This window comes from Mucilaginibacter galii (genome assembly GCF_014635825.1).
Taxonomy (GTDB): domain Bacteria; phylum Bacteroidota; class Bacteroidia; order Sphingobacteriales; family Sphingobacteriaceae; genus Mucilaginibacter; species Mucilaginibacter galii.
In genome coordinates this window covers 101,380-125,519 of record NZ_BMDO01000007.1, presented here as the reverse complement: position 1 = coordinate 125,519, position 24,140 = coordinate 101,380, and the positions used below count along the sequence as shown (strand labels likewise).

Annotated in this window: 22 protein-coding genes and 1 other RNA gene; 10 read left to right on the top strand and 13 right to left on the bottom strand. The window is 43.1% G+C overall.

The genetic code is table 11. From position 1 onward, the window contains the following. Nucleotides 1-116: 116 nt before the first annotated feature. From IEV61_RS13480 to IEV61_RS13460, 5 genes are all read right to left on the bottom strand, one after another. Nucleotides 117-1,085 carry a YpdA family putative bacillithiol disulfide reductase gene (locus IEV61_RS13480; RefSeq protein ID WP_188417521.1) on the bottom strand — a complete coding sequence of 323 codons (969 nt, stop codon included), beginning with the start codon at nucleotides 1,083-1,085 and terminating at the stop codon, nucleotides 117-119. 13 nt (nucleotides 1,086-1,098) lie between these two features. Further along, on the bottom strand, nucleotides 1,099-1,380 hold the full coding sequence (locus tag IEV61_RS13475) for a GNAT family N-acetyltransferase (RefSeq protein WP_188417519.1): 282 nt from the start codon (nucleotides 1,378-1,380) through the stop codon (nucleotides 1,099-1,101). 102 nt (nucleotides 1,381-1,482) lie between these two features. Continuing rightward, an RNA gene (gene ffs / locus IEV61_RS13470) (signal recognition particle sRNA small type) lies at nucleotides 1,483-1,581 on the bottom strand. 93 nt (nucleotides 1,582-1,674) lie between these two features. Then, nucleotides 1,675-2,229: a 2'-5' RNA ligase family protein gene (locus IEV61_RS13465; protein ID WP_188417517.1), complete on the bottom strand. Its 555-nt coding sequence runs from the start codon at nucleotides 2,227-2,229 to the stop codon at nucleotides 1,675-1,677. A 7-nt stretch (nucleotides 2,230-2,236) separates the two neighbouring features. Beyond that, a complete protein-coding gene (locus tag IEV61_RS13460; RefSeq protein WP_188417515.1) occupies nucleotides 2,237-2,779 on the bottom strand; it encodes a hypothetical protein in 543 nt (180 codons plus the stop codon). A 103-nt stretch (nucleotides 2,780-2,882) separates the two neighbouring features. Here IEV61_RS13460 and dinB point away from each other — a divergent pair, with 103 nt between their 5' ends. After that, on the top strand, nucleotides 2,883-4,067 hold the full coding sequence (gene dinB, locus IEV61_RS13455; RefSeq protein WP_188417513.1) for a DNA polymerase IV: 1,185 nt from the start codon (nucleotides 2,883-2,885) through the stop codon (nucleotides 4,065-4,067). Nucleotides 4,068-4,156: 89 nt separating this feature from the next. Here dinB and IEV61_RS13450 read toward each other — a convergent pair whose 3' ends face one another. The 3 genes from IEV61_RS13450 to IEV61_RS13440 all read right to left on the bottom strand — a co-directional run bounded on the left by IEV61_RS13450 (nucleotide 4,157) and on the right by IEV61_RS13440 (nucleotide 7,195). Then, entirely contained in the window at nucleotides 4,157-5,251 is a 1,095-nt protein-coding gene (locus IEV61_RS13450) for an L-dopachrome tautomerase-related protein (RefSeq protein ID WP_188417506.1), read from the bottom strand. A gap of 70 nt (nucleotides 5,252-5,321) precedes the next feature. After that, nucleotides 5,322-6,545 (bottom strand): serine hydrolase domain-containing protein, encoded by a 1,224-nt coding sequence (locus IEV61_RS13445; RefSeq protein WP_188417505.1) that lies wholly within the window; start codon nucleotides 6,543-6,545, stop codon nucleotides 5,322-5,324. A gap of 200 nt (nucleotides 6,546-6,745) precedes the next feature. Further along, complete coding sequence (locus IEV61_RS13440; protein WP_188417503.1) at nucleotides 6,746-7,195, bottom strand: RrF2 family transcriptional regulator; 450 nt, start codon at nucleotides 7,193-7,195, stop codon at nucleotides 6,746-6,748. 225 nt (nucleotides 7,196-7,420) lie between these two features. On the opposite strand from IEV61_RS13440, the gene IEV61_RS13435 reads away from it, so the two are divergent. The 6 genes from IEV61_RS13435 to IEV61_RS13410 all read left to right on the top strand — a co-directional run bounded on the left by IEV61_RS13435 (nucleotide 7,421) and on the right by IEV61_RS13410 (nucleotide 14,990). After that, nucleotides 7,421-8,113, top strand: a complete 693-nt coding sequence (locus IEV61_RS13435; protein WP_188417500.1) for an ABC transporter ATP-binding protein — start codon at nucleotides 7,421-7,423, stop codon at nucleotides 8,111-8,113. Beyond that, complete coding sequence (locus IEV61_RS13430) at nucleotides 8,110-10,677, top strand: ABC transporter permease (RefSeq protein ID WP_229747137.1); 2,568 nt, start codon at nucleotides 8,110-8,112, stop codon at nucleotides 10,675-10,677. Before IEV61_RS13435 ends, IEV61_RS13430 begins: the two co-directional genes overlap by 4 nt. Before the next feature lie 15 nt (nucleotides 10,678-10,692). Then, the gene (locus IEV61_RS13425; RefSeq protein WP_188417498.1) at nucleotides 10,693-11,382 is read left to right on the top strand and encodes an arylesterase; all 690 of its coding nucleotides are present in this window, start codon (nucleotides 10,693-10,695) and stop codon (nucleotides 11,380-11,382) included. A gap of 84 nt (nucleotides 11,383-11,466) precedes the next feature. Beyond that, nucleotides 11,467-12,324 (top strand): formate dehydrogenase accessory sulfurtransferase FdhD, encoded by an 858-nt coding sequence (fdhD, locus tag IEV61_RS13420; RefSeq protein WP_188417496.1) that lies wholly within the window; start codon nucleotides 11,467-11,469, stop codon nucleotides 12,322-12,324. A gap of 3 nt (nucleotides 12,325-12,327) precedes the next feature. Beyond that, nucleotides 12,328-12,684, top strand: coding sequence for a DUF7009 family protein (locus IEV61_RS13415; protein WP_188417494.1), 357 nt, complete (start codon nucleotides 12,328-12,330; stop codon nucleotides 12,682-12,684). Then, nucleotides 12,681-14,990, top strand: a complete 2,310-nt coding sequence (locus IEV61_RS13410) for an FdhF/YdeP family oxidoreductase (protein WP_188417492.1) — start codon at nucleotides 12,681-12,683, stop codon at nucleotides 14,988-14,990. Before IEV61_RS13415 ends, IEV61_RS13410 begins: the two co-directional genes overlap by 4 nt. 190 nt (nucleotides 14,991-15,180) lie before the next feature. On the opposite strand, the gene IEV61_RS13405 is transcribed toward IEV61_RS13410, so the two are convergent. From IEV61_RS13405 to IEV61_RS13385, 5 genes are all read right to left on the bottom strand, one after another. Next, entirely contained in the window at nucleotides 15,181-15,747 is a 567-nt protein-coding gene (locus IEV61_RS13405) for a DUF4251 domain-containing protein (RefSeq protein WP_188417490.1), read from the bottom strand. A gap of 161 nt (nucleotides 15,748-15,908) precedes the next feature. Beyond that, the gene (gene htpG, locus IEV61_RS13400) at nucleotides 15,909-17,798 is read right to left on the bottom strand and encodes a molecular chaperone HtpG (RefSeq protein WP_188417488.1); all 1,890 of its coding nucleotides are present in this window, start codon (nucleotides 17,796-17,798) and stop codon (nucleotides 15,909-15,911) included. A 90-nt stretch (nucleotides 17,799-17,888) separates the two neighbouring features. Continuing rightward, on the bottom strand, nucleotides 17,889-18,413 hold the full coding sequence (locus IEV61_RS13395) for an NADPH-dependent FMN reductase (protein WP_188417486.1): 525 nt from the start codon (nucleotides 18,411-18,413) through the stop codon (nucleotides 17,889-17,891). Nucleotides 18,414-18,419: 6 nt separating this feature from the next. Next, on the bottom strand, nucleotides 18,420-19,622 hold the full coding sequence (locus tag IEV61_RS13390) for a sensor histidine kinase (RefSeq protein WP_229747136.1): 1,203 nt from the start codon (nucleotides 19,620-19,622) through the stop codon (nucleotides 18,420-18,422). A gap of 124 nt (nucleotides 19,623-19,746) precedes the next feature. After that, on the bottom strand, nucleotides 19,747-21,108 hold the full coding sequence (locus IEV61_RS13385; RefSeq protein ID WP_188417482.1) for a sigma-54-dependent transcriptional regulator: 1,362 nt from the start codon (nucleotides 21,106-21,108) through the stop codon (nucleotides 19,747-19,749). A 277-nt stretch (nucleotides 21,109-21,385) separates the two neighbouring features. On the opposite strand from IEV61_RS13385, the gene IEV61_RS13380 reads away from it, so the two are divergent. The 3 genes from IEV61_RS13380 to IEV61_RS13370 all read left to right on the top strand — a co-directional run bounded on the left by IEV61_RS13380 (nucleotide 21,386) and on the right by IEV61_RS13370 (nucleotide 24,133). Continuing rightward, the gene (locus IEV61_RS13380) at nucleotides 21,386-22,636 is read left to right on the top strand and encodes an efflux RND transporter periplasmic adaptor subunit (protein ID WP_188417480.1); all 1,251 of its coding nucleotides are present in this window, start codon (nucleotides 21,386-21,388) and stop codon (nucleotides 22,634-22,636) included. 145 nt (nucleotides 22,637-22,781) lie between these two features. Beyond that, a complete protein-coding gene (locus IEV61_RS13375) occupies nucleotides 22,782-23,459 on the top strand; it encodes an ABC transporter ATP-binding protein (RefSeq protein WP_188417478.1) in 678 nt (225 codons plus the stop codon). A gap of 182 nt (nucleotides 23,460-23,641) precedes the next feature. Beyond that, nucleotides 23,642-24,133 carry a hypothetical protein gene (locus IEV61_RS13370; protein WP_188417476.1) on the top strand — a complete coding sequence of 164 codons (492 nt, stop codon included), beginning with the start codon at nucleotides 23,642-23,644 and terminating at the stop codon, nucleotides 24,131-24,133. Nucleotides 24,134-24,140 lie beyond the last annotated feature (7 nt).

The following is a 24,140-nucleotide window of genomic DNA, read 5'->3' as shown; positions in this document are numbered from 1 at the left end:
TCAGATTAGCAATTGTCATCTCGAACGATCTGAGAGATCCTGTTCGAAATTACAGGTCGGCTAATTTACAGGTCTAAACAAGATTTCTCGTTAGCACACGAAATAACAATGGTTTTTTAAAGATTTGCTCTTTTCTTTAAAATATCAGCCAGTATCATTTCGGCATGAACTCGCGAGTTTTCAATAAACCACAAGTGCGTGTCTAAGCCGCCCACTACCACACCGGCCAGGTAAATACCCGGCATGTTGGTTTCCATGGTATCGGGATTGTATTGCGGGATAAACTTTCCGTCTTCAGAAAGCTTGATGCCGGTTTTTGACAGGAAATCGAAATTGGGTTTATAACCCGTCATGGCCATTACATAATCGTTCGGAATAGTTATTATGCCTTCCGGTGTTTCAATATCCACCTCGTTTTCGCGGATAGCTTTTAAACTCGAATTGAAGTAAGCTTTGATGGTACCTTCTTTAATGCGATTTAAAATATCGGGCCGTACCCAATACTTTACCCGGCTGCTAACCTCGCTGCCACGAACAACCATAGTTACCTCGGCACCCTTGCGATAGGTTTCCAGCGCCACATCAACCGATGAATTGCTGGCGCCCACAACCACTACTTTTTGTAAGGTGTAAAAATGCGGGTCCTGGTAGTAGTGTTTCACCTTAGGCAGGTCTTCACCGGGAATATCCAAATTGACCGATATATCGTAAAAACCGGTTGCAATGATGATGTTTTTTGCCTGGTAAGTGGCTTTGCTGCTGGTAATCGTATAGAAGTCGTTATTTTGATTGATGCCGGTTACTTCTTCAAATAAACGCAACGGCAACTCATTATTTAAAGCTACCCTGCGGTAGTACTCTAAAGCATCAGCACGCGTGGGTTTAACATGGGTAGTGGCAAAAGGGTACCCGCCAATTTCCAGTTTTTCGGAGGTAGAAAAAAAGGTCATGGTGGTAGGGTAGTTGTAGAGCGAGTTTACCAGCGTGCCTTTTTCAAGGATCACAAAACTGAGGCCGGCTCGTTGAGCTGCCAGTCCGCAGGTTAAACCTATAGGGCCACCACCAATAATCAATAAATCGAGCATCGTGTTAAATTAATTAAGCCAGCACATCCCGGTAATCTTTGTTGCGGGCAAAGGTAGCCCGCGCAAATGTACAAGAAGGTACAATTTTAAAGTGGCTTTTCCGCGCATAATTTACGCCTGCTTCAATCAATTCTTTGCCAAGGTTCTTACCTTGCTGATCTTCGGCAACTTCGGTATGGTAAATCTCCATTTCGTTGCCATCTATCAGGGCGTAACGCATTTCGCCCAGTCTTTGTCCGTTTTCTTCTAAAAAGAATACGCCTTCATCTTCGTTGGTTTCTTGTTTTACCTGCATGGTTAATGGTTTGCTTAACTAACAAACTCGGCCCGGTAATGATTGCTTAAATGAAAGAAATTGAAAGATAAATGCCCTGAAAGGAAAATTTTGGGCATAAAAAATGGGTAAGCTACTTTTATCGCACCGCTCAACTCTCTACCCTTGCTGCGTTCCCACCCTGGGGGAGTTCAAGAGGAGCTGGTCGTAAAAGACTTACCCGTCACAAAAGTAGAAAAATTATTGGTTTCGGACTAATGAAATGTAAAGTTGTTGTTAAGGGATTGAACATCAATTTAATAAAATGGATAGGTATCAATACTTCAGCGTATTTTCAAAGTACAGTTCTTCATAAATGCGGTATTTAGCATCGGGCTTAAAGGTTTCGCGCTCTAAAATGGTTAGCCGGTCGGCCGTAAAAGTGTCTTTATAAGGAAATAGGCGTAACCTGGGCCATAATTTGTAAAACGAATCGACCGGAATATGGCGGGTAACAGTGATGTGAGGCGTGATGTTGCGTTTGCAATTCAACTGCTTTTTGAGGAGCATGAACCAGTTATCGGTTTTATGGGTTGGCTTAATAGACGCATAAATGGTCATGTACTCTTCGTTATGAATAAAGAATTGGAAGCCATCGATCTCCAGCGTTACGGCAGGCATACTTGAAACTTTGTTGCGCACCGAGTCGACTAGGGATTTGATGACGTATGGCTTTTGCCGGGTAAGGTCGGTTATGCTCACATGAGCCGTAGCTTTCATACCCGGGTAAATACCAATATAATCGGTAGCCTTAACCTTGCAGTGCCCAATTTGCTGTTTAACGGGATCTGACGGCTGCAGAAGGAAAAGGTAGTCGTTGTAGCTTTCCATGACACACTTATAAACAAATCGGTGTTAATTTGCTGGAGTAGATACCCCCTGTAAAGGGTAGCTTTTTATATTCTTGCCATCTAGGATGTGCGTCATATGCGTCCAACATAAGGATTGTTAAGCACTTTGGAATAAAACTATCTACATAGTTTTTATTTTTATATACCTCCCATAAGAGCTTGTATTGGATATCGTTCAAGCTTTTACATACAGTGATGTGTGGCTTCCGTTCTGGCTTACCAAGAAGGCTGTATAATTCTTTAAACCAATTGTCGGTATCATTTAGCTCTTTAATAGCTACAAATATTGTCTTCAAGCCCTCGTTATTGAAGGAGCTAAATCCATTTAATTTAAGTTCGACTGGTGGGAAATTGTTGATTTTGGATTGTATTTTCGAGATATATACTTCCATCGCGTATGGATGCGTATTGCTATCATCCCATATTGTTAAATGAGCTTTGGAATGTTGAGAATCAAAGTTTCCAATGAGCGTGTTTACATATGCTTTACATGAGGCAACATATCTAATGACAGGATCTTTTGGTTCCAAGATAAACAGGTAATGGTATCTTTTAATCATATCTATAAATTTTACTCGTCAAAAATGCTAATAAAATTAGTATTTTATAATTTATTTTTTTCACATTTGTATTGTGATACCCCAAAGGCATATTGTACATATTGACCTCGACTCGTTTTTTGTGTCGGTAGAACGCCGTTTGAATCCTGATTTAATTGGAAAGCCGGTGATTATCGGAGGATCGAAAGACAGGGGTGTGGTGGCATCGTGCAGTTATGAGGCGCGTCAGTATGGTATTCATTCGGCCATGCCGAGTAAGCAGGCGTATAAATTGTGCCCGCATGCCATATTTCTGCATGGCAGCCATGGGCGATATTCAGATGCTTCACGCGAGGTAACGCAGATCATTCATGATTCGGTGCCGCTTTATCAAAAAACTTCTGTTGATGAGTTTTACATCGATCTTACCGGCATGGACCGCTTTTACGACCCGTACCAGTTAGCCACCGATCTGCGACAGCGGGTTATACGTGAAACCGGTTTGCCTATATCTTTCGGAATGGCATCCTGTAAAACGGTAGCTAAGATGGCCACCAACCAGGCCAAACCCAACGGACAAATGCGCATTGAACATGGCCGTGAAAAAGAATTTATGGCGCCGCTTAATATCAGCAAAATACCCATGCTGGGCGAAAAGACCTGCGAAAAACTTTACCAATACGGCATCGAAAAAATAGCCGACCTACAAAGGGCAAGCCCTATATTTTTGCAAAGCGTTTTTGGTAAGGCTGGAAAATACATTTGGGACAAGGCAAACGGAATAGACGACAGTGAGATCATACCGTATAGCGAGCGGAAATCGATGTCTACCGAACATACATTTCACCAGGATACGGCTGACAGGCAAGTGCTGGAAACTTTGCTCGTTTCGATGACCGAGGAACTGGCTTTCAAGTTAAGAAGTGAAAGTAAACTGGCTTCCTGCCTGGCCATCAAAATACGCTATGCCAATTTTGATACACATACCCTGCAGGAAAAAATAGCGCTTACCTCGGCCGAGCACATTTTGATCCCGGGCATTAAAAACCTGCTTAAACGTGCCTGGAACCAGCACAGGCCGGTAAGGCTCATAGGTGTCAAGCTAAGCCAGTTATGCACGGGCAGTTACCAGATTAACCTGTTTGAAGACAATGAAGAACAGATCAAGCTTTATAAAGCCATGGACACCATCAACTTTAAATACGGCAACAAAACCGTATGTCGCGCCGCCGGGATGGAAATAGCGCAGAGGAATTTTAATCCGTTTCACTCAGAGTGACTAATAGAGACAAGAAACAAGAGAGCCAAGAAACAAGTGTAAATGACGGTAAGGTATATCATCAACTTCTTGGTTCTTGGCTCTTTTACTTACGGTAGATTTACTTTAAACACCTTGTACGGTTCGGTGCGTTTGTTTACGCCGTTGTTAAAGTCGGGTTGTTTGTGTATTTGGGAGGTGGTGATGTATATAAAACCGTCGTTAGAAATGGAGTAGGTATCGGGCCAAATGAGGCTTTTGTCTTTAAACCAGGTATGCGATTTTAAATCGGGCGTAATCTGAATCATACGGTAATTTACCATATCACCTAAATACAGGTTGCCCTTTTTATCGAAGATCATCGCGTCGGTACTGGCTACTTCACCTAAATATTTCACCTCGCCGCCTAATTGCTGTGGTGTAAGCTTTTCATTTAATAAGGATGCAGTTTTAATACGGTACAATTTCTTATCATTAATAGCTTTGTAATACAACCAGTTACGGTCGGGACTTAAAGCAATGCCATCAGAGTTAAACACCGCGGGCTGACCTTGCTTCATCAACTGTTTGCCGTCGATCACAAATTTGTAATTTGGATCGGGCCTTACCGATTTATGGCTTTGCAGTACCTGGCGCGATTTGCCGGTTTTTAAATCCAGTATTACGATGCCGCCTGTGCCCGAGTTAGTTAAGTAGGCTATTTGCTTTTGGGTATCTACCCTGATGTCGTTCAGGTAGCTGCTGTTATCAATGGTGCCGGTAAAACGGTAGATCTTTTCAATTTTATTAGTGTTTAAATTGAACTTAACAACCTTAGCACTGTTGCCCACAACCTTCGCCAGCATAGGAGCGGCAGGGTCAACAATATATAAATAATCTTGGTCGTCTACATAGGCGGTTTGTACGCATACCCACTTGTTCATACCATCCTGTCCGGGCTGCCACTGGTTCATGGCCGCGTCGGGGAACGGTTTTGATGTGCCGTCGGGCATTACTTCAACTACGGCATACTTATAAGTTTTAGACCATCGCGGGTAGGTCACGAAGAGCCGGTTCTTGGCCGATACAGCCACTCCTGTAAACTGATAAGTGTTATCGGCATATACCTGCTGCAATTTAGGTTGCTGCTGGGCATAGCTGTTTTGTGCAAAGGTTACCATTCCGGTAACGCCTGCTATGGTTAAGTAAATAAAAAGCTTTTTCATACAGGCTTAACCTACCTGTAAAGAAAAATGTTTAGTTATTATGAAAATGAATTGTTTATAATGCCATAATTTACCTTTTAAATGTCTCCAGTAAATTCTTCACTACGCCATCCATATCCTTATTTTCTATCCATCGTACTACCATCACTACATCATGCTCCGGGTCGCAATAAATCATGTTGGTACCATTGCCAATATGCACCCAGGTACTTGCCGGGGCCGAAGGGAGTAGCTTTTTATCGGTATTCAAAAACCAGTTCATATAGCCATAGCCCGTGTTGGCGGTGGTAGGAGTAAGCGCCTGCTTAACCCATTGTTCGCTAATAATTTGCCGGTTGTTCCATTTACCTTTACGTAAGGTTAGTAAGCCAAAGCGGGCCATGTCGAAACTATTCATGAACATGCCACCGCCCCAGTGTCCGCCACCGCTAACCGACTGCACAGGCTGACCATCAAGCACAATCCACGACGTGCGGTAGCCCGTCCACCGCCACGTGGTTGATGCACCTATATGGTCCATTAAGTTTTCTTTTAACACCTGTGGCAAGGGTTTACGCCAAACCGAAGTAGCAGCCAGCGCCAGTGCATTTACCCGCACGTCGTTATACTTGTAAACGGCACCCGGTTCGTTGCGTTTACGTTGCTGGTATTGTTCTATATCGCCTTGCGGACGGTCGGCCCAATCGGGTTTGCCCCACAAAGTTCCTTCCCAATCGCTGGTTTGGCGAAGCATCACCTCCCAGGTCAGCTTACGGTTATGTTCTGATGCAAACGGATAGATCAGGCTTGCCTTTGAAGCTTCGTACCCACCGGTATTGATGTTAAGATTATAAGGCTCTACAAACGGCACGTAATTAGCCACCGTATCCATGGTGCTGTGAATAAGTCCGCGGTCTACCGCAATACCTATCAATGACGATAGGAAACTTTTAGTCACACTGTTCACAATGTCTACACGGTTGGGTTGTCCCCATTGTGCAACCAGGTAGCCTTTATAGATGATTACACCCGATGAGCCTCCGCGTTCGGTAAGCGGACCAACGGGCTCGCTGAAAGGTTCTTTACCGAAGCTTTGGTGTTGTGACAATTCACCGTTACGAGGCGATTTTGATTCATGTGCCTGCGCAAAGCTGATGGTTTGCTGTATTGCCGTGGCGTTTAGTCCTAATTGTGCTGGGGTCTGTGTTTGCCAGCTGCCCGCAAGCGGGTAGTAAGAAGACGTTTTAATTTTTTGCTGACTGTAAGCCGAACCGCCAATGAAAAATAGCGTAATAAAAGCCAGGTGTTTTTTCATGCCGTTAAGATAAGCAGGAAAGAAGAAAGCTTAGTAAAATAGTAGGAAACAAATATGTTACTACCGGTTGAAGATGGTAGTTAACAAGCTGTTGGTCTGAGCTTGTCGAAGACTCTGTATGCTTTGTTAAGTCTTCAACAAGCTCGTTCTGGCAGTTTATAATGTTATTTAGACGTTTGCGATTGCCAAGCTCGTTGCGGCTACAAACCGATCAAGGCAGAATCGCTCAGGTTCACCTCTTTGTCAATAAGATCGGCAATACTGGTTTCTGATAGTATCTTAAGCGTCGCATCCCTGATGTCTAAAAACATAGCGCGGATGCCGCAGGTAGACTCGTTATGGCACTCCTCGCAACGGTGATAAAAGTTGAGACTAACGCAGGGTACCATGGCAATGGGGCCATCGGTAATGCGCAATATACTTACCAAGAAAATTTCTTTAGGGTCCTTATTTATGGCATAACCACCACCAGCGCCTTTCTTGCTATATAAAAAGCCAGCTTTGCGTAGTTCAAGCAAAATAACCTCTAAAAACTTCTTAGGGATCTTCTCCAACTCCGCAATTTGCGCAATCTGCATGGGAGGATTGTCCTTGTTCTTCCCCAATACAATAAGCGCCTTAATGGCATATTTAGTCTTTTTAGACAGCATAAATTCCCTTTTCGAAGTACAATGATATTAAAAAATTCGCATCCAGTAGCAGGTTTAAAACGGCTTTGGCTGTCAACTGCTCTGCGTTTTTAAAATTATCCTCTAAATCTATCATTTTAATAGAAGTAAAATTATGTTTTCTGTGTCATGAAGAAACTTACAGGGCTAAAAGTTGTAACTTATCCGGGCTACATAAGTCTATAAAGTAAAACCAAAATAATTTTAGTGGAAACCATACTCGATATAACCAACCTGAGCAAAACGTATAAAAGTGCAGGCAAAACACTTTCAGTGCTCGACGATATTAATTTCAATATAGAAACCGGCTCGGCTAATGCCATAGTAGGCCCATCGGGCAGCGGCAAAACAACCTTGCTTGGCCTTTGTGCCGGTCTCGACAGGGCAACGTTAGGCAGCGTTGTGTTAAACGGTGTCAATCTCAATAATTTGAGTGAAGACAAACGCGCACAGGTGCGCAACCAGTTTGTGGGCTTTATATTTCAAAACTTCCAGTTATTGCCTACGTTAACGGCACTGGAAAATGTGATGGTTCCGCTCGAATTACGGGGCGAGAAAAATATCCGTGCACGGGCTTTAGATCTGCTTGATAAAGTAGGGCTGGCCAGCAGGGGGCATCATTACCCAACACAACTATCGGGAGGGGAGCAGCAGCGGGTTTCTATTGCCCGGGCATTCTCCAACGCGCCCAAGATATTATTTGCCGATGAACCTACCGGTAACCTGGATGCCGAAACCGGTGAGAAAGTACAAAAGCTACTATTCGACCTTAATAAAGATGCCGGTACTACCTTAATTTTGGTTACCCACGATTTGGAGCTGGCAGGTAAAACACAACGCATATTAAGAATTAAAGGCGGCAAATTAGTAGCCGACGAAAAAACTGCTATTGCCCAATGAGTACCGAATACAACAACACGCCTAACCTGAAAAGGTCGGTACAATGGAGCTGGCTCTTCAAAATGGCCTGGCGCGATAGCCGCCGCAACCGTTCGCGGTTGTTTCTCTTTGTATCATCCATTATATTAGGCATTGCGGCACTGGTAGCCATCTATTCTTTTGGCTATAATTTACGTGAGGATATCAACTCACAGGCGGCAACCCTCGTAGGTGCCGACCTGGTAATTTCGGGCAACAAGCCTGCAGATAAAAATTTGCAGCCGATGTTAGACAGTTTGGGAACCGAGCACTCGCAGGAGCGGAACTTTGCTTCAATGGTGCTTTTTAATAAGAGCGGCGATACCCGGCTGGTGCAAATACGTGCCTTGCAAGGAAACTTTCCTTACTATGGTAACATTGAAACCACGCCGGTCAGCGCATCAAAAAGTTTCCGCACAGGGCAATATGCCATAGTAGATGCCGCCTTGATGCAGCAATACAAAGCCCGGCTAAACGACTCTATTAAAATTGGAAACTTAACCTTCTTAATAGCTGGTACGCTTAACCAGGCGCCAGGCCAAACCGGTCTTTCGGCAGGTATAGCGCCAGTGGTTTACATCCCCATGCAGTACCTGGAAAAAACAGGACTGGTAGACAAAGGCAGCCGTATCAACTACAATTTCTATTACAAATTTGATAAAAGTACAGATGTAGATAAACTGGCAGAGAAGCTTGATGCACAGTTGGATAAAAGTAGCCTCCATTACGAAACCATTGAAACCCGTAAACAAAATACCGGGCGTGCTTTCAGCGATTTAAACCGTTTTTTATCGTTAGTTGGTTTTATTGCCTTACTGTTGGGCTGCATTGGCGTGGCCAGTGCCACGCAAATTTACGTGCGCGAAAAGGTGGCTTCTATTGCCGTTTTGCGTTGCCTTGGTGTAAAAGCCTCCGAAGCATTTTTAATTTTCCTCATACAAATTGCAGGCATCGGATTGATTGGCTCCGTTATTGGGGCGGCCTTGGGTACTTTAGTACAACAGCTGCTGCCTATGGTGCTGAAAGATTTTCTACCGTTCTCGGTTACGTCATCTGTTTCATGGCTGGCACTTGGGCAGGGTGTGGTATTGGGTATCATTATTTCTGTATTGTTTGCCATGCTGCCGCTCATCAGCATCCGGAATATATCGCCACTAAATACACTCAGGTCAGCCTTTGAGAACGTCAGCTTAGGCCGCGATCCTTTGCGTTGGTTGGTATACCTGCTCATTTTAGGCTTTATGCTTGGCTTCAGCTATCTGCAACTGAACGACTGGAAGGCGAGTATTGCATTCTCCGTAGCCATCCTGGTTGCGTTTCTCATCCTTACGCTGATGGCGTTAGTGCTGATGTGGCTTATTAAACTGCTGATGAAAGCATCATGGAGTTATTTGGTGAGGCAGGGTTTCGCCAATTTATACAGGCCCAATAATCAAACGGTTATATTAATGGTATCTATTGGCTTAAGTACGGCTTTTATTTGTTTGCTTATTTTCATGCAATCTATGCTTATCAAGCAGGTAACATTATCGGCCAGCGGCAACCAGCCTAATATGATCTTGTTCGATATACAAACTGCACAGGAAAAAGGCGTGCTGGATATCACCAAGAAATATAAAATGCCGGTGATACAGCAGGTACCCATCGTAACCATTAAACTTGATCAAATTAACAATAAAACAGCTGCTACCTTACCCAAAGACAGTACTGCCGATAACCTGCGCAAAGCATTTGGTTACGAATACCGGGTTACTTACCGCGACTACCTAACCTCATCAGAAAAAATTGCCGAAGGTAAGTGGATAGGCAAGGCAGAAGAAGGTGCTGCTATACCTGTATCGGTAGACGAACGCATGGCCCGCCGCTTAGATATTAAGTTGAAAGATAAACTGGTGTTTAACGTACAAGGCACGCCTATGAACACCTATGTAGCCAGCCTGCGCAAGGTAAACTGGAATAAGGTGCAAACTAATTTCCAGGTGGTGTTTCCAACCGGCGTATTAGAAGAAGCTCCGCAATTTCATGTATTGCTAACTCATGTACCCTCGGGCGAGGCATCCTCTAAATATCAGCAAGCCATTGTGAAGCAATATCCCAACGTTTCTATTGTTGATTTAGGATTGGTGCTTACCATATTAGATCAAATACTGGATAAGATAGGTTATGTAATTCGCTTTATGAGCGGTTTTAGCATTGCCACAGGTATTATTGTATTAATAGCATCGGTACGCATTAGTAAATATCAGCGTATTAAAGAAAGTGTTTTGCTGCGTACACTGGGAGGTAGCCGCAAACAAATTTTAGTCATTACGGCATTAGAATATCTGTTTTTGGGTTCGCTCTCCGCTTTGACCGGTATTTTAATTGCAGTAGGTGGAGCTTGGTTGCTGGCTAAATATAATTTTGAAATACCTTTCCAGGTTAATTATATACCGGCGCTGATACTGTTTGGACTAACGGCTGCGTTAACCATTATAATAGGATTGCTGAACAGCCGTGGCGTACTTAACCGTCCGCCGCTGGAAGTTTTGCGTTCGGATACGTAAATGATAAATTAAGTAATGATAAAATATAAAATAGCTGCCTTTTTACTTTTAAGCGGCTTACTAAGCTTTACCGCTTGCGAAAGTAAAGAGCAGAAAGATAAAGTTGATACTTCTGCAGATGGTGGCTCAGGCGAGACCAAGCCAAAGCCTACCAAAACGGTTTTGTTTTTTGGTGACAGCCTAACTGCCGGTTATGGTTTGGATGATCCTGCGAGCAATTCTTACCCAAGCGTAGTTCAGGAAAAGATAAAAGCCGCTAACTTACCCTACAAAGTGGTAAACGCCGGTAACAGCGGCGAAACCAGTGCCGGGGGATTAGGCCGTATTGATTGGGTGCTGAAGCAAAAAGTTGATGTATTTGTTTTGGAGCTTGGTGCTAACGATGGTCTGCGTGGCATCCCGGTAAGCGAAACGACTAAGAATCTGCAAGCCATCATCAATAAAGTAAAGGCAAAATACCCCGATGCCAAACTGGTGATAACCGGTATGCAAATACCGCCCAGTATGGGTGCCACGTACGTTAACAACTTCAAGGCTATATTTCCCAAATTGGCAGCAAAAAATAATATGACATTGGTTCCTTTTCTGTTAGACAAAGTAGGTGGTATTGCCAAACTTAACCAGGCCGATGGTATTCACCCGACAGAAGAGGGAGCGAAAATTGTGGCTAGCAACGTTTGGACAGTACTTAAAGGTGTGCTGTAAACCCACTCCATTAGGGTGTGTAATTGATTTGTAAGTAGTGTGTTGCCACAGAACAAACATGGTTGCTGATTTGTATATTTATACATGTTAATTGATGCCAGTTATACCGTTCCTATTACTAAAGTTACTCAAGGTGTAGACGATGCTTGTGCAGACGATGCAGTAGCAACAGAAGAGCCTTTGGAGATACGGTTGACCTACGGCCCGGTGCATAACCGGCAAACACAAAATGTGGCGGTAACCATGCGTACACCAGGCCACGATGCCGAATTAGCTGTTGGTTTTTTGTTTACCGAAGGCATTATCAAAAATCAGGAAGATGTTTTGACTGCTCAACACGCGTTTATTGCCTGTGCTGAAAACCGTGAGAACGTTATTAGTATTGAGCTACAACCGTACGTGGTTCCTAGTTTAGGTAAAGCCGACCGTAACTTTTACACTACCTCCAGTTGCGGCGTTTGTGGTAAATCGTCTATAAGTGCCATACGCACCGTGAGTGCTTATGCTGGCACGAGTGCTCATGAGTTCAGTATAGAAGCCGATACTTTATACCAATTGCCTTACACTCTCCGCCATCATCAGGAAGTATTTGACAGCACCGGTGGTTTGCACGCCTCTGCTTTATTTACTTCAGATGGCCAGCTGCTTGAACTACGCGAAGATGTAGGCCGCCATAATGCGCTTGATAAACTGATAGGCGCTTCACTCAATAAAAAATGGCTGCCCATTGCTGATAAGGTATTGCTGTTAAGCGGGCGTATAAGCTTTGAGTTGGTACAAAAAGCGGCTATGGCAGGTATTAGCATTATAGCTGCTATTGGCGCGCCATCAAGTTTGGCTGTGCAGTTGGCACAAGACTTTAATATAACGCTGGTTGGCTTTTTGCGCCAGCAGCGGTTTAATATATATACCGCGGCTCACCGCATTAAAACTGCATTATAGTTTATGAAATTACGTTTGAGAGAAAATTCGTTGCGTTACCGCTTAACCCGGAGTGAAGTAGAGCAATTTGCTCATGAAGGCGTTTTTAAGGAGAAGGTTACCATAGGAGAGGAGTCTTTAGTTTATCTTCTTCAATGTACCGCCGAGCCGGATTTTAGGGCTACCCTGCATACTAATCTCATTACCGTGCTGGTACCCGAGTCAATAGCCGATGAGTGGACAGGCACCGAAAAAGTAGGGATGGAAGTGCACGATGGCCCCTTGCATATACTTATAGAAAAAGATTTTACTTGTTTAGAGAACGTAGACGAGGACCAGAGCGATAATTACCCCAATCCATTAGCCGATAAAAGATCATGAGCGACCGTACCGAACTGCCCAGCGCCGAAAACCCTGAAGGACTGCTTGACCTGAAGGTTACCGAACCCAAAAAATGGGCAGCAGGTATGCCTGCCGTGGGCGCCGCCATGGCCGATATTTTTGAGGAGTCGGGTACAAGAGGCTTTAAAGCCTTGTTCCGGATGAATCAAAAGACAGGGTTCGATTGCTCCAGCTGTGCATGGCCCGATCCGGATGACGACCGTTCGCCGGTGGCAGAATATTGCGAGAACGGGGCTAAGGCTTTGGCCGAAGAGGCGACGCTGAAAAAAGTAACCTCCGAATTCTTTGCAAAAAATTCTGTGGCCGACCTTGCTAAGCAAACCGATATGGAAATTGGCAAGCATGGCCGTTTAGCTGAGCCTGTTTACTTGCCCAAAGGCGGGACACATTATCAACCTATAAGCTGGGATGGCGCATTTAAGAAGATAGCCGAGCATCTGAACGGTTTAAGCTCACCCAATGAGGCCGCTTTTTATACTTCGGGCCGCACCAGTAATGAAGCGTCGTTTCTATACCAGTTATTTGTGCGCGAGTATGGTACCAATAATATGCCCGATTGCTCTAACATGTGCCACGAATCTACGAGCGTGGCGCTGGCCGAAGCCATTGGGATAGGCAAGGGTACCGTTACCCTGAATGATTTTTATGATACGGATGTCATCATCATCATGGGGCAAAACCCAGGCACAAATCATCCGCGTATGATGACAGCACTGGAAAAAGCCAAACAAAATGGTACGCAGATCATCGCTATTAATCCGCTGAAAGAAGCTGGATTAATAGCTTTCAAGAACCCGCAGAGTGCTAAAGGTGTGATGGGCTTGAGTACTGCTTTAGCCGATCTATACCTACAGGTTAAAATCAATGGCGACATGGCGTTGCTTAAAGCCATAGAATTGCTGTTGTTAGAAGCAGAGAAAGAAACGCCGGAAAAAGTTTTCGACCATGAGTTCATCAACAACAACACTGTTTTTTATGATCAGTTTGTTGATGAACTGCAAAAACACAATGTGCAGGATTTAGCCAATGCTGCGGGTATACCGCTATCTCAAATTCAGCAGGCAGCAGAAATTTTAAAGCACAAAAACCGCATTATCATATGTTGGGCTATGGGTATTACACAACATACCAACGGTGTAGCCACCATTAAAGAAATTGTCAATTTAGTTTTGCTTAAAGGAAGCATTGGAAAACCCGGTGCCGGTTTATGCCCGATAAGAGGGCATAGTAATGTACAGGGTAACCGTACCATGTTGATTTATGACAAGCCCTATGAAAAACAACTCGATAAACTGAAGGAAGTATTTGGTTTTGAACCGCCTCGCGAACACGGCTACGATGTGGTAGACAGCATAAGGGCCATGCAAGAAGAAAAGCTAAAAGTGTTTTTTGCCATGGGCGGAAACTTTCTTTCTGCTACACCGGACACGGTTTATACAGCCGAAGCTATGCGTAAACTGAAACTTTCGGTGCATGTATCTACTAAGCTAAACCGCAGTCACTTAATACATGGTGAAGAAGCGCTAATATTGCCTACGCTTGCCCGCAGTGATAAAGACATGATCAATGGTGTACAGCAATTTGTAAGCTGCGAAAATTCTATGGGCGTGATACAGCAATCGAAAGGAATGTTGCCGCCGGTATCTGACCAGATGATGAGCGAACCTTTAATAGTTTGTAAAATGGCTAAAGCTGTTTTGGGCGACAGATCGGTTGTTGACTGGGATATGTATTCGTCAAACTATGACCATATACGAGATATTATCGAGGATGTGATACCCGGCTTTGATGATTATAATGTACGTGTGCGTAAGCCGGGCGGCTTTTATTTGCCTAACGCGCCGCGCACAGGTGTTTTTGAAACTGATGAAACACCCGGTAAAGTACAGTTTACGATAACTCAATTACCCAAACATCAACTGGCCGAAGATGAATATATGATGACCAGTATTCGTAGCCATGATCAGTTTAATACGACTATTTATGGGTTAGAAGACCGTTACCGTGGTATTCATAATGAACGGCGTGTAATTTTCATGAACCCGGTAGACGTAGAGAAAGCAGGATTTAAAGCTGGCGATAAGGTTGATTTATATTCTAATTTTGAAGGGCAGGAGCGTAAGGCGCATCTATACTTGGTGGTACCTTACAATATTCCTGAACGCTGTACCGCTACTTACTATCCCGAAACTAACGTATTGTTTCCTATTGGTAGTGTTGCAGAAAAGAGTAATACGCCTACGACAAAGCTTATAAATATTAAGATAAAGCGGCATCAAGGTTAGTAGGACATACTCATAATTGCGTTACCCTTTAATTTAAGCATGTCGAAAACTATTATGTGGCTAAGTCTTCGACGGGCTCTGACTGACAATTGATTAAATATCTTTATATAATGTCAGCCTGTCTAAGGTTTAGTTAAGCGACTAATGCTTTAAAAAAGATAAACGTACCAGCTTTAATAATAATACACAATTACTTCTCCTCAATGTATCCGTCATACGAGATCGCATTGCGGTTGGTAATTATCATTTGTAGTTGAGCTATACCACTTTCTTGTATTTCTAAGATCATCTTACGGTTGTATTTAGCGTCAGTAGGCGTTATCGTAATAACAGTGCTGCCTTTCTTACCGGCTTTAAAAGTATAACCGAATTTAGTGGAAGTGAACATTACGCCGTTGTCGGTAGTATTGCCGTAGTTAGCGTCAAAAGTTGTGCGACCGTAATAGGGTAAGTAGGCTATAACAGAGTCTGGTCGTATTTTAACGTCATAATTATAATTCAAATATATGTGGCCTGTACCATCCGGCGATATGTTGATCATTCGTCCGTTCAACGAGGTAAAGCCGCCGCCTAACGGATTTGCATACTGAGCTTTAAACACAAAGCGCTTATTATTGATCAGCTTTTTAACATCGGCTGCTTTAATTTCTCTTCGCTCTTCGCGGGTAGTTTTCCTTGTGGTGTCTTGAGCTGCTGCACTAAAAATGCTTCCAGCCAAAATAACGGTAATTAGTATAAGATTCTTGATATTTTTCATGGATACAATTTAAGAAAAACACTTAACGTGCTTAGTAATAAGCAATAGTATATAAAGTTTGTTTGGAAAAACAGTTAAACTATTAGACACAAAAAAAGCCGTTGGTTTAACAACGGCTTTCAATGCTGAGATAAAATTTATCTTAACTTTACTATGATATCTTAAATCAAATTAACGCTGCGGTTCACAAATTCAGTCAACTCAGCACCAGTCAATAAACCTTGCGAAAGCAGGGCTAAATCAAAGGCTTGCTTGGCCAATTGAGACTGCGTGGCTTCATCGCCTGTTTCTAATATACGGGTAATGAGTTTGTGGTTACCGTTAACAACTACCTTGTAGCTATCAGGGAAGTTACCATAAAAACCCATACCTCCGCCGCCGCCCATGGCTGCCATATCTTTCATGCGGCGCATAAACTCGTCCATGGTTACAGTTACCGGCAGTTCTTCCGGGTTTAAGCTTTCCAGCTCGACTTTGTAATTTGGCTTGGTAATGGCTTTCTCAAATACGGCCTTTACCTGGGTAACTTGTTCATCGGTTAAAACGGTAGCGGGAGCATCGTCTTTCTTAATGAGTTTATCCGCTACATCGGCATCTACACGCTTAAGGGAAGTTTTTTCCAACTTTTGCTCCAAGTGGCTTACAAAGTGATTGTCAATAGGAGAGTTCATCAACAACACATCGTAACCTTTTTTACCTGCAGACTGAATGAATGTATCCTGTTTGTCGGGGTCGTTGGTATATATATAAACCAACTGTCCGTCTTTATCAGTTTGTACAGGCTCTACTTTTTCCTTATACTCGTTTAGGGTAAAAGTTTCTTTAGCAGTATTAGTTAAAAGCACAAAGTCTTTAGCCTTCTCGCTAAACTTTTCGTCGCTTACGTAACCATATTTAACAAACAGACCTATGTCATTCCATTTTTCTTCGTAAGCTTTACGGTCGGCTTTAAATAGGTCGTTAAGCTTGTCGGCTACCTTACGGGTAATGTAGGTATTGATCTTTTTAACATTGCTATCGGCTTGTAAAAAGCTACGCGATACGTTCAACGGAATATCCGGCGAGTCGATCACACCGTGCAATAACATTAAAAATTCAGGAACAATGTCTTTTACTTCATCGGTAATAAATACCTGGCGAGAGAATAATTTGATCTTATTACGTTGAAAATCGAAATCGTTCTTCACCTTAGGGAAGTACAATACACCGGTAAGGTTAAACGGATAATCAACATTCAGGTGGATCCAGAATAAAGGATCTTCAGAGAATGGATATAATTCTTTATAAAAGCTCAGGTAATCTTCATCTTTTAATTCAGAGGGAGCCTTGGTCCAGATAGGGTTGGTTTCATTGATGATGTTATCGCTCTGTACGTCCATGTACTTAGGCTTGCCTTCTTCATCTTCGCCATCGGGTACGCTATCGGTACGTTCGCCAAACTTAATTGGTACCGGTAAAAACTTAGCATATTTATCCAGTATCTGCTGTAAGCGGCTCTTATCTAAAAACTCTTCCGATTCTGCATTTACATGCAGTATAATATCAGTACCACGAGTGGTGCGGCTACCTTCGCTAATTTCAAATTCGGTGCTGCCATCGCAAATCCAGCGGGCAGGCTCAGCGCCATCCTGGTAAGAAAGGGTTTGAATTTCTACCTGATCGGCTACCATAAAGGCAGAGTAGAATCCTAAACCAAAGCGACCGATGATCTCATTAGCATCATTGGCCTCCTTAAATTTTTCCATGAACTCCGTAGCACCCGAAAAGGCTATCTGGTTAATGTATTTTTTGATCTCGTCGGCGGTCATACCCAAACCGTTGTCGGATATGGTGATGGTTTTGGCAGTTTCGTCGAAAGATACTTCCACCAACGGTTCGCCAACCTCGCCGTTGTACTGGCCTAAAGATGCTAAACGTTTAATTTTCTGGGTGGCATCAACAGCGTTAGACACCAGTTCGCGCAAAAATATCTCGTTATCAGAGTATAAAAATTTCTTAATGATGGGGAAAATGTTTTCGGTATGAATCGAAATCGTTCCTTTTTCTTGCATATAATTAAATTTTTAAATGGATTAATGTTAAGTTGCTAACCGCATATAACAAGGCTTGTTCCAAACTTGTGCTACTTGTCAAATTGGCAGTTATGCAGCCATATGGTGTAATAATGATACTATTACAGCTTGCAATTTTACTATTGTTTCTTCGTCAGTAATAGTTCCGTTAGCCACCTTAGTACGAATGTAAGGGATAAGCAAAGCAGACGATGCAGGCACATGTCCAGTAATAACATTCACCACTGTAAGCAATGCTTCATGCGCTTTTTCACCGGATGATGATGCCGTGATTACCGCTACTGGTTTATCGTTAAATTCTCCTGATGATACCGTCCAGTCCAAAGCATTTTTTAACGAGCCTGGAATACCAAAGGCATACTCGGGTGAACAAATAATGATACCATCGGCATCAGCAACCAATTGGCGGAAGCGGTTAACCTCTGTGGGGGTGTCTTCATGATTTAACGTAGGATCGAAATGGGGTAACTTACCAATATGGTCGTAGATGTGATACTGAATTTTTGTGGGTAACCACTGTGGTACGGCTTTCAGTATAGTCATATTAGATGACTCGGGGCGGAGGCTGCCACATATGGCTAGAATGTTCATCATGCAAAATTAATTAACCTGCAGGATAAAAACAGTGCCTTTACCTTCGGTGCTCTGCACCTGTATGTTCCCTTTATGCATTAGCATAATTTGCTTGCATAAGCTTAAGCCAATACCGCTGCCCGTTTTACGGGTGCTAAAAAATGGGATGAAGATCTTTTCCATTAACTCGGGCGACATGCCCACACCATTATCGCTTACCTTCAATACCGTTTTTTGATTGGCTTGCACCTCGGCCGAAAGTGTGATCATGGGCTCTGGCATTTCTTTTACAGCTTCAATAGCGTTTACCAGTAGATTAATTAATACCTGCTCTAACAGGTTTACATCTACTTCGATAGTCAGGTTTATTTCCCGAAGAATAATATCGAGTTCAATATTCTTTTTCTCCAGGGTAGGCAACATCAGGGTATTCAGGTTCTCAAATAAATCATATACCGAAACCTTTTGCAGTTCTAACCGGGTAATCTTGTTCAAGCTTCGGTAGCTTTCGGTGAACTTTAATAGGCCCTCGCTACGGCGCTTAATGGTTTCCATGCCCAGTTCCAAATCTTCCAACCCGTTACCGGCAGCTATATCCAAAGTTTTAATACGGTTTTTCAATGTATCGGCCAGTGAGGAGATAGGTGCAACGGAGTTCATGATCTCATGCGTCATCACGTTCAATAACTTCGACCAGGCGTTAGATTCCGATTCGTCCATAGCATCACTTACGTTTTGCAGGGCTACCAGTTTGTAAACCTTGTCTTCGCTTCGTAGTACGCTTGCCATCAATTGAAGTTTTACTTTTTGTTGCTGCTGCACGAAGGTGACCACCTTACTATCGCCCGATTTTAGTGCGATGATTTCCCGGTAAAGCTCTTCATCACGTTTGGCCAGGGAGTGAATACTCTTTAAATAAGGAATGTTTAACAGGTTTTTGAAGGATTCGTTTACCCAACCTGTGTCGCCTGTTTCTTGGTCATATGAAAGGATGCCCGTGCCTACCAGTTCTAATATCTTTTGCAGGTAATGATATTGAGTTTCGCGTTCGCGGTTGATGGTTTTAAAGGTGGTGTTAATGTCATTAAAACCTTTACGTAAAATCTGTACATTAGCAGGTGCGCTTTGTATAGCATAATGGCGCGAAAAATCACGATACTGCACAGCCTCTGCAAATTCCTGAACCTCTTTTTGAACTTTATTGTATTGCGATATGATGCTATATATCATGTATATAACAAATGGAGCTGAAATAACGCTATAGATAATATTTCGATTGGTAAGCCCATAAGCCGCAACGCAAAGCAAACCAAACAAAATAAATACACGCAGCAAAAGCTGCCACTTGTAGGTTCTAAATATCATACTTGTTGAGTCGGCGATATAAGGCAGTACGGGTAAGACCCAGTTCTTTGGCAGCGCGGGTTATATTGCCGCCGTGCTTTTCAATAACTCTTAAAATAGCATTCTTTTCCATCATGCTTAAAGGCACATTATCTGCTGATTCCAACGTTTCGGGAATGCTGTTTTCGAGTGATGAAAAAATCAGGTCATCAGGCTGCAAAAGCGCATCATCGGCCATAATTACGGCACGTTCTATGGTGTATTGCAACTCCCGAACATTACCGGGGAAACTATATTGCTGTAGTTTTTGCAAAGCCGCATTACTAAAATCAACCGATGGTTTTAAGTACTTGGCTGCATAAATTTTGGCAAAATGACGGGCCAGCAAAGGTACATCTTGCACCCGGCGGCGCAGCGGCGGCATGGTGATCTCAACCGTGTTAATACGGTAGATTAAATCTTTCCTGAACTTATTTTCATTGGCCAGTTCTTGTAGTGGTATGTTGGTAGCGCATATCAGCCTGATGTTAATATCAACCGCCTTGTTGGTACCCAGCCGGGTAACCTGTCGGTTTTGCAATACCGTTAGCAACTTAGCTTGTTGTTGAAGGGTAATATTACCAATTTCGTCCAGGAACAGTGTACCTCCCTCGGCTTCTTCAAAACGGCCGGTGCGGTCTTCGCGCGCATCTGTGTAAGCGCCTTTTTTATGCCCAAAGAGCTCGCTTTCAAAAAGGGTATCAGTCAAGGCACCTACATCTACCTTAACAAAAGGCTTATTGGCACGTAACGACCGCTCATGAATGGCTTTGGCCATTAAATCTTTACCTGTACCGTTTTCGCCCAGCAATAAAATATTGGCATCGGTGGGGGCAATTTTGTTCACTTTATGAAAAATATCCTGCATGGCCTCTGCTTCGCCCAAAATGGCGGTACTGGTTCCTGCCGATCCTTTAACAGATATTTTTGGCTTTTTTGGGCCTTCCTGTTTATCTAAAAGATCTTTCAGCGTTTCAATCAGCCGTTCGTTGTGCCAGGGCTTTACCACAAAGTCGTTTGCACCCTCTTTGAGCGAGCGTACGGCCAAATCTATGTGGCCATAAGCGGTAATCATGATTACGCAAACATTAGGTTTCCACTCCTTTATCTTACGCAGCCAGTAAATACCTTCGTTACCGGTGTTCATGGTGCTGTTAAAGTTCATGTCGAGCAATACCAGGTCTACCTGGTTACGGGTAAGTAGCGAATTGATGTTCTCGGGGTTTTTCTCGGTAATGATTTCCTGTACTTCGGGTTTCAGCAAAAGCTTCACCGCCGTGAGTACATCTGTATCATCATCAACAACCATTACTGTTGCTTTTTTTAGTATCATGAGTATATATGCAGGTTGAATCTTTTCATATGGCCATAGTAAGCAGGCTATATGCTTCAATTATCCTGAAACAGGCAATTGATTATCCAAAAATATAACTTATTGCTAATCAACCGGCTTCTATTTATTAACATTTAGTACAGTGTATCGTTACCGTACAGTTGTTGTAACACAAGCGCACGTTGAATCTAAAAGTTGTTATTTATATTGTTGATTATCAGATAATTGCAATATGGCACAAGGTTTATATATTACCTGTAAACATATATCAATTTAAGTGGACAGAGTAATAGAAAAAAAAGCGTGGAACAGCAAACGGGTAATGACCATTGCAGGCATTGTCGTATTGGTAGCGCTCATTGCAGGCAGCATTATACTAACATCGGGCAAGAGCAAGCTTAATGTGGATGCTGAGCGCATTACGGTAAGTAACGTAACCAAAGGGTCATTCCAGGAAATTATACCCTTGAACGGTATTGTAATGCCTATTACTACTATTTACTTAGATGCTGTGGAAGGCGGGCGGGTTGAAAAGCTTTTTGTAGAAGACGGTGCCACTATGAAAGCCGGCGAGCCTATCCTAAAGCTGGCCAATACCGATCTGGAGCTTAGCTTGGCTAACGAAGAAACCGCCGTATTTAACGTGCTAACGCAAATGCAGATATCGCACGATAATGCCCGGCAAAATACCATTAGCAAACTCAACCAAATGGCCGAGGTAGAAAGCAGCCTTAAAGAAGCAGATCGCGTTTACAAACTTAACAAACGCCTTTATGAGCAAAAAGCCATTGGTTTGCAGGAATTCCAGAAATCGGAGAACGACTACCAGTATGCCATGCGACGTAAACGTTTAACTACACAAATACTGAATCAGGATTCTACCGCTATGAACCAGCAAACGCAACAGTCAAAAGAATCTTATGCACATATGAAATCTACATTAGAACTCATGCGCAAAAAAGTGGGCGATTTGATTGTAAGGGCTCCGGTAGATGGCCAATTGACTTCATTAGATGCAGAGATAGGGCAGAGCAAACAAAAAGGCGGCCGCCTGGGCCAGCTGGATGTGCTGTCGGGTTTCAAAGTAAGGGTTGATGTGGATGAGCACTACATTACGCGGGTGTTTAACGGACAAATGGGCGAATTTACCCTTGGCGATAAAACTTACAAGCTCAAAATTAAAAAGGTATTTACACAAGTAAGTAACGGCCGTTTCCAAGTAGATATGCAGTTTGCGGGCGCCGTGCCTAAAGACCTGCGCAAAGGGCAAAGCCTGCAAATACGCCTGGCCTTGAGTGATGAAACTCAGGCCGTGTTAGTACCTAAAGGCGGCTTTTACCAGCAAACCGGTGGCAACTGGATATTTAAGCTGAGCGAGGATGGTAAGACTGCTTACAAGATAGATATTCAATTAGGTAGACAAAATCCTGATTACTACGAGGTGATGCAGGGCCTAAAACCAGGCGACCGCGTGATAACTTCAAGTTACGAAAATTATAATGATATGCAGGAGTTGGTGCTGAAATAGAACAACCCTCCCGGCCTCCCCAAAGGGGAGGAGAATTAAAGATAAATTAGATAAAATATAACTAAATATTCACAAGCTTTCAGAGCCCCTCCTTTGGAGGGGTTGGGGACGTCAATAATACAAGCCCTTGCGGGTAGGAGGCCATATGATAAAAATAACTAACCTTGAAAAATTTTATCGCACCGAAGAAGTAGAAACGGTGGCGTTAAATAAGCTTAACATCGAAATAAATAGGGGCGAATTTGTAGCCATTATGGGGCCATCAGGCTGTGGTAAATCTACATTGCTGAACATTTTGGGTTTGCTTGACGATCCGGATGGTGGCAGCTACTTATTCAATGATATTGAGGTGGCGCAATTTAATGAACGTAAACGTGCCGATCTGCGTAAGCATAACATAGGTTTCGTTTTCCAAAGTTTCAACCTAATAGATGAACTTACCGTATTCGAAAATGTGGAACTTCCGCTTATTTACACCGGCGTAAGTGCAACAGAGCGCAAAGAGCGGGTAGAAGAAGTACTTTCTAAAATGCAGATCATGCATCGCCGCAACCACTACCCGCAGCAATTATCGGGTGGTCAGCAACAGCGTGTTGCCATTGCCCGCGCCGTAGTTAACAAGCCTAAGTTGATTTTGGCTGATGAGCCTACCGGTAACCTCGATAGCAGCAACGGTAACGAGGTAATGGAATTGCTTACCGACCTGAACGAGCAGGGAACTACCATCATCATGGTTACCCACTCCGAACATGATGCCCGTTATAGCCACCGAATCATCCGCCTGTTAGATGGCCATACGGTTGTCGAAAATATAATGATGTAGTTTTTAAATAAAAACTGTTTATGCAGCCGTAAAGAATTCAACCATTCTCAATACAGCCGTATATAAGCAACGTTTAATTAGAAATCTATCAATAAGTATTTATAACCTTTAACTCTTATCACAATTCTTAAGCAACAATACCTGCGCTTTGATTAGTGTAGGTATTCTTAAAACAAAACCACATGAAATTTATAGCAACCTTATTATTGTCATCCTGCAGCTTAGTAGCAATGGCGCAGCATAAAACCAAACAATCGCTTCATCAGGATATAGATGATGATGGCAAAACACTAACCGTTAACATTAGCGGCACATCTGGTGGTAAAAACATTCAGTATCACAGGCAATTTAATGTTGCCGGTATGAATAAGCAGAAAAAAGACGCTATGTTGAACCGAAACACCGATTCGTTAGGCATGAACAGGCACAACAATCCCTCAGTTCCACCTGCACCCGCGGCAAACTCAAGTTCAAGATCAGTTACCAGCTCGGTACATTCAAGTGTGAAGGAACATAATGACACTTTGGCCATCACCATTACCGGAACAATAAATAACGAGCCTATAAATTATAACCGGAATTTTAAAGTAAAAGGCTTGTCAAAGCCGCAAAAAGGTGCAATTGTTCGTCGCGTAACCGATTCGTTAGGTATAGGCCCGGTACCATCTAAATAAAACACAG

Excerpts from the sequence above, each read along its gene's own strand:
- IEV61_RS13475 (WP_188417519.1), bottom strand. The coding sequence starts at position 1,380 with ATGCAGGTAAAACAAGAAACCAACGAAGATGAAGGCGTATTCTTTTTA.
- IEV61_RS13425 (WP_188417498.1), top strand. The coding sequence starts at position 10,693 with ATGATAAAATATAAAATAGCTGCCTTTTTACTTTTAAGCGGCTTACTA.
- IEV61_RS13375 (WP_188417478.1), top strand. The coding sequence starts at position 22,782 with ATGATAAAAATAACTAACCTTGAAAAATTTTATCGCACCGAAGAAGTA.
- IEV61_RS13480 (WP_188417521.1), bottom strand. The coding sequence starts at position 1,085 with ATGCTCGATTTATTGATTATTGGTGGTGGCCCTATAGGTTTAACCTGC.
- IEV61_RS13450 (WP_188417506.1), bottom strand. The coding sequence starts at position 5,251 with ATGAAAAAGCTTTTTATTTACTTAACCATAGCAGGCGTTACCGGAATG.
- IEV61_RS13390 (WP_229747136.1), bottom strand. The coding sequence starts at position 19,622 with ATGATATATAGCATCATATCGCAATACAATAAAGTTCAAAAAGAGGTT.
- IEV61_RS13445 (WP_188417505.1), bottom strand. The coding sequence starts at position 6,545 with ATGAAAAAACACCTGGCTTTTATTACGCTATTTTTCATTGGCGGTTCG.
- IEV61_RS13395 (WP_188417486.1), bottom strand. The coding sequence starts at position 18,413 with ATGATGAACATTCTAGCCATATGTGGCAGCCTCCGCCCCGAGTCATCT.
- IEV61_RS13430 (WP_229747137.1), top strand. The coding sequence starts at position 8,110 with ATGAGTACCGAATACAACAACACGCCTAACCTGAAAAGGTCGGTACAA.
- IEV61_RS13440 (WP_188417503.1), bottom strand. The coding sequence starts at position 7,195 with ATGCTGTCTAAAAAGACTAAATATGCCATTAAGGCGCTTATTGTATTG.
- htpG (WP_188417488.1), bottom strand. The coding sequence starts at position 17,798 with ATGCAAGAAAAAGGAACGATTTCGATTCATACCGAAAACATTTTCCCC.
- IEV61_RS13415 (WP_188417494.1), top strand. The coding sequence starts at position 12,328 with ATGAAATTACGTTTGAGAGAAAATTCGTTGCGTTACCGCTTAACCCGG.
- IEV61_RS13385 (WP_188417482.1), bottom strand. The coding sequence starts at position 21,108 with ATGATACTAAAAAAAGCAACAGTAATGGTTGTTGATGATGATACAGAT.
- IEV61_RS13465 (WP_188417517.1), bottom strand. The coding sequence starts at position 2,229 with ATGGAAAGCTACAACGACTACCTTTTCCTTCTGCAGCCGTCAGATCCC.
- IEV61_RS13405 (WP_188417490.1), bottom strand. The coding sequence starts at position 15,747 with ATGAAAAATATCAAGAATCTTATACTAATTACCGTTATTTTGGCTGGA.
- IEV61_RS13370 (WP_188417476.1), top strand. The coding sequence starts at position 23,642 with ATGAAATTTATAGCAACCTTATTATTGTCATCCTGCAGCTTAGTAGCA.
- fdhD (WP_188417496.1), top strand. The coding sequence starts at position 11,467 with ATGTTAATTGATGCCAGTTATACCGTTCCTATTACTAAAGTTACTCAA.
- IEV61_RS13410 (WP_188417492.1), top strand. The coding sequence starts at position 12,681 with ATGAGCGACCGTACCGAACTGCCCAGCGCCGAAAACCCTGAAGGACTG.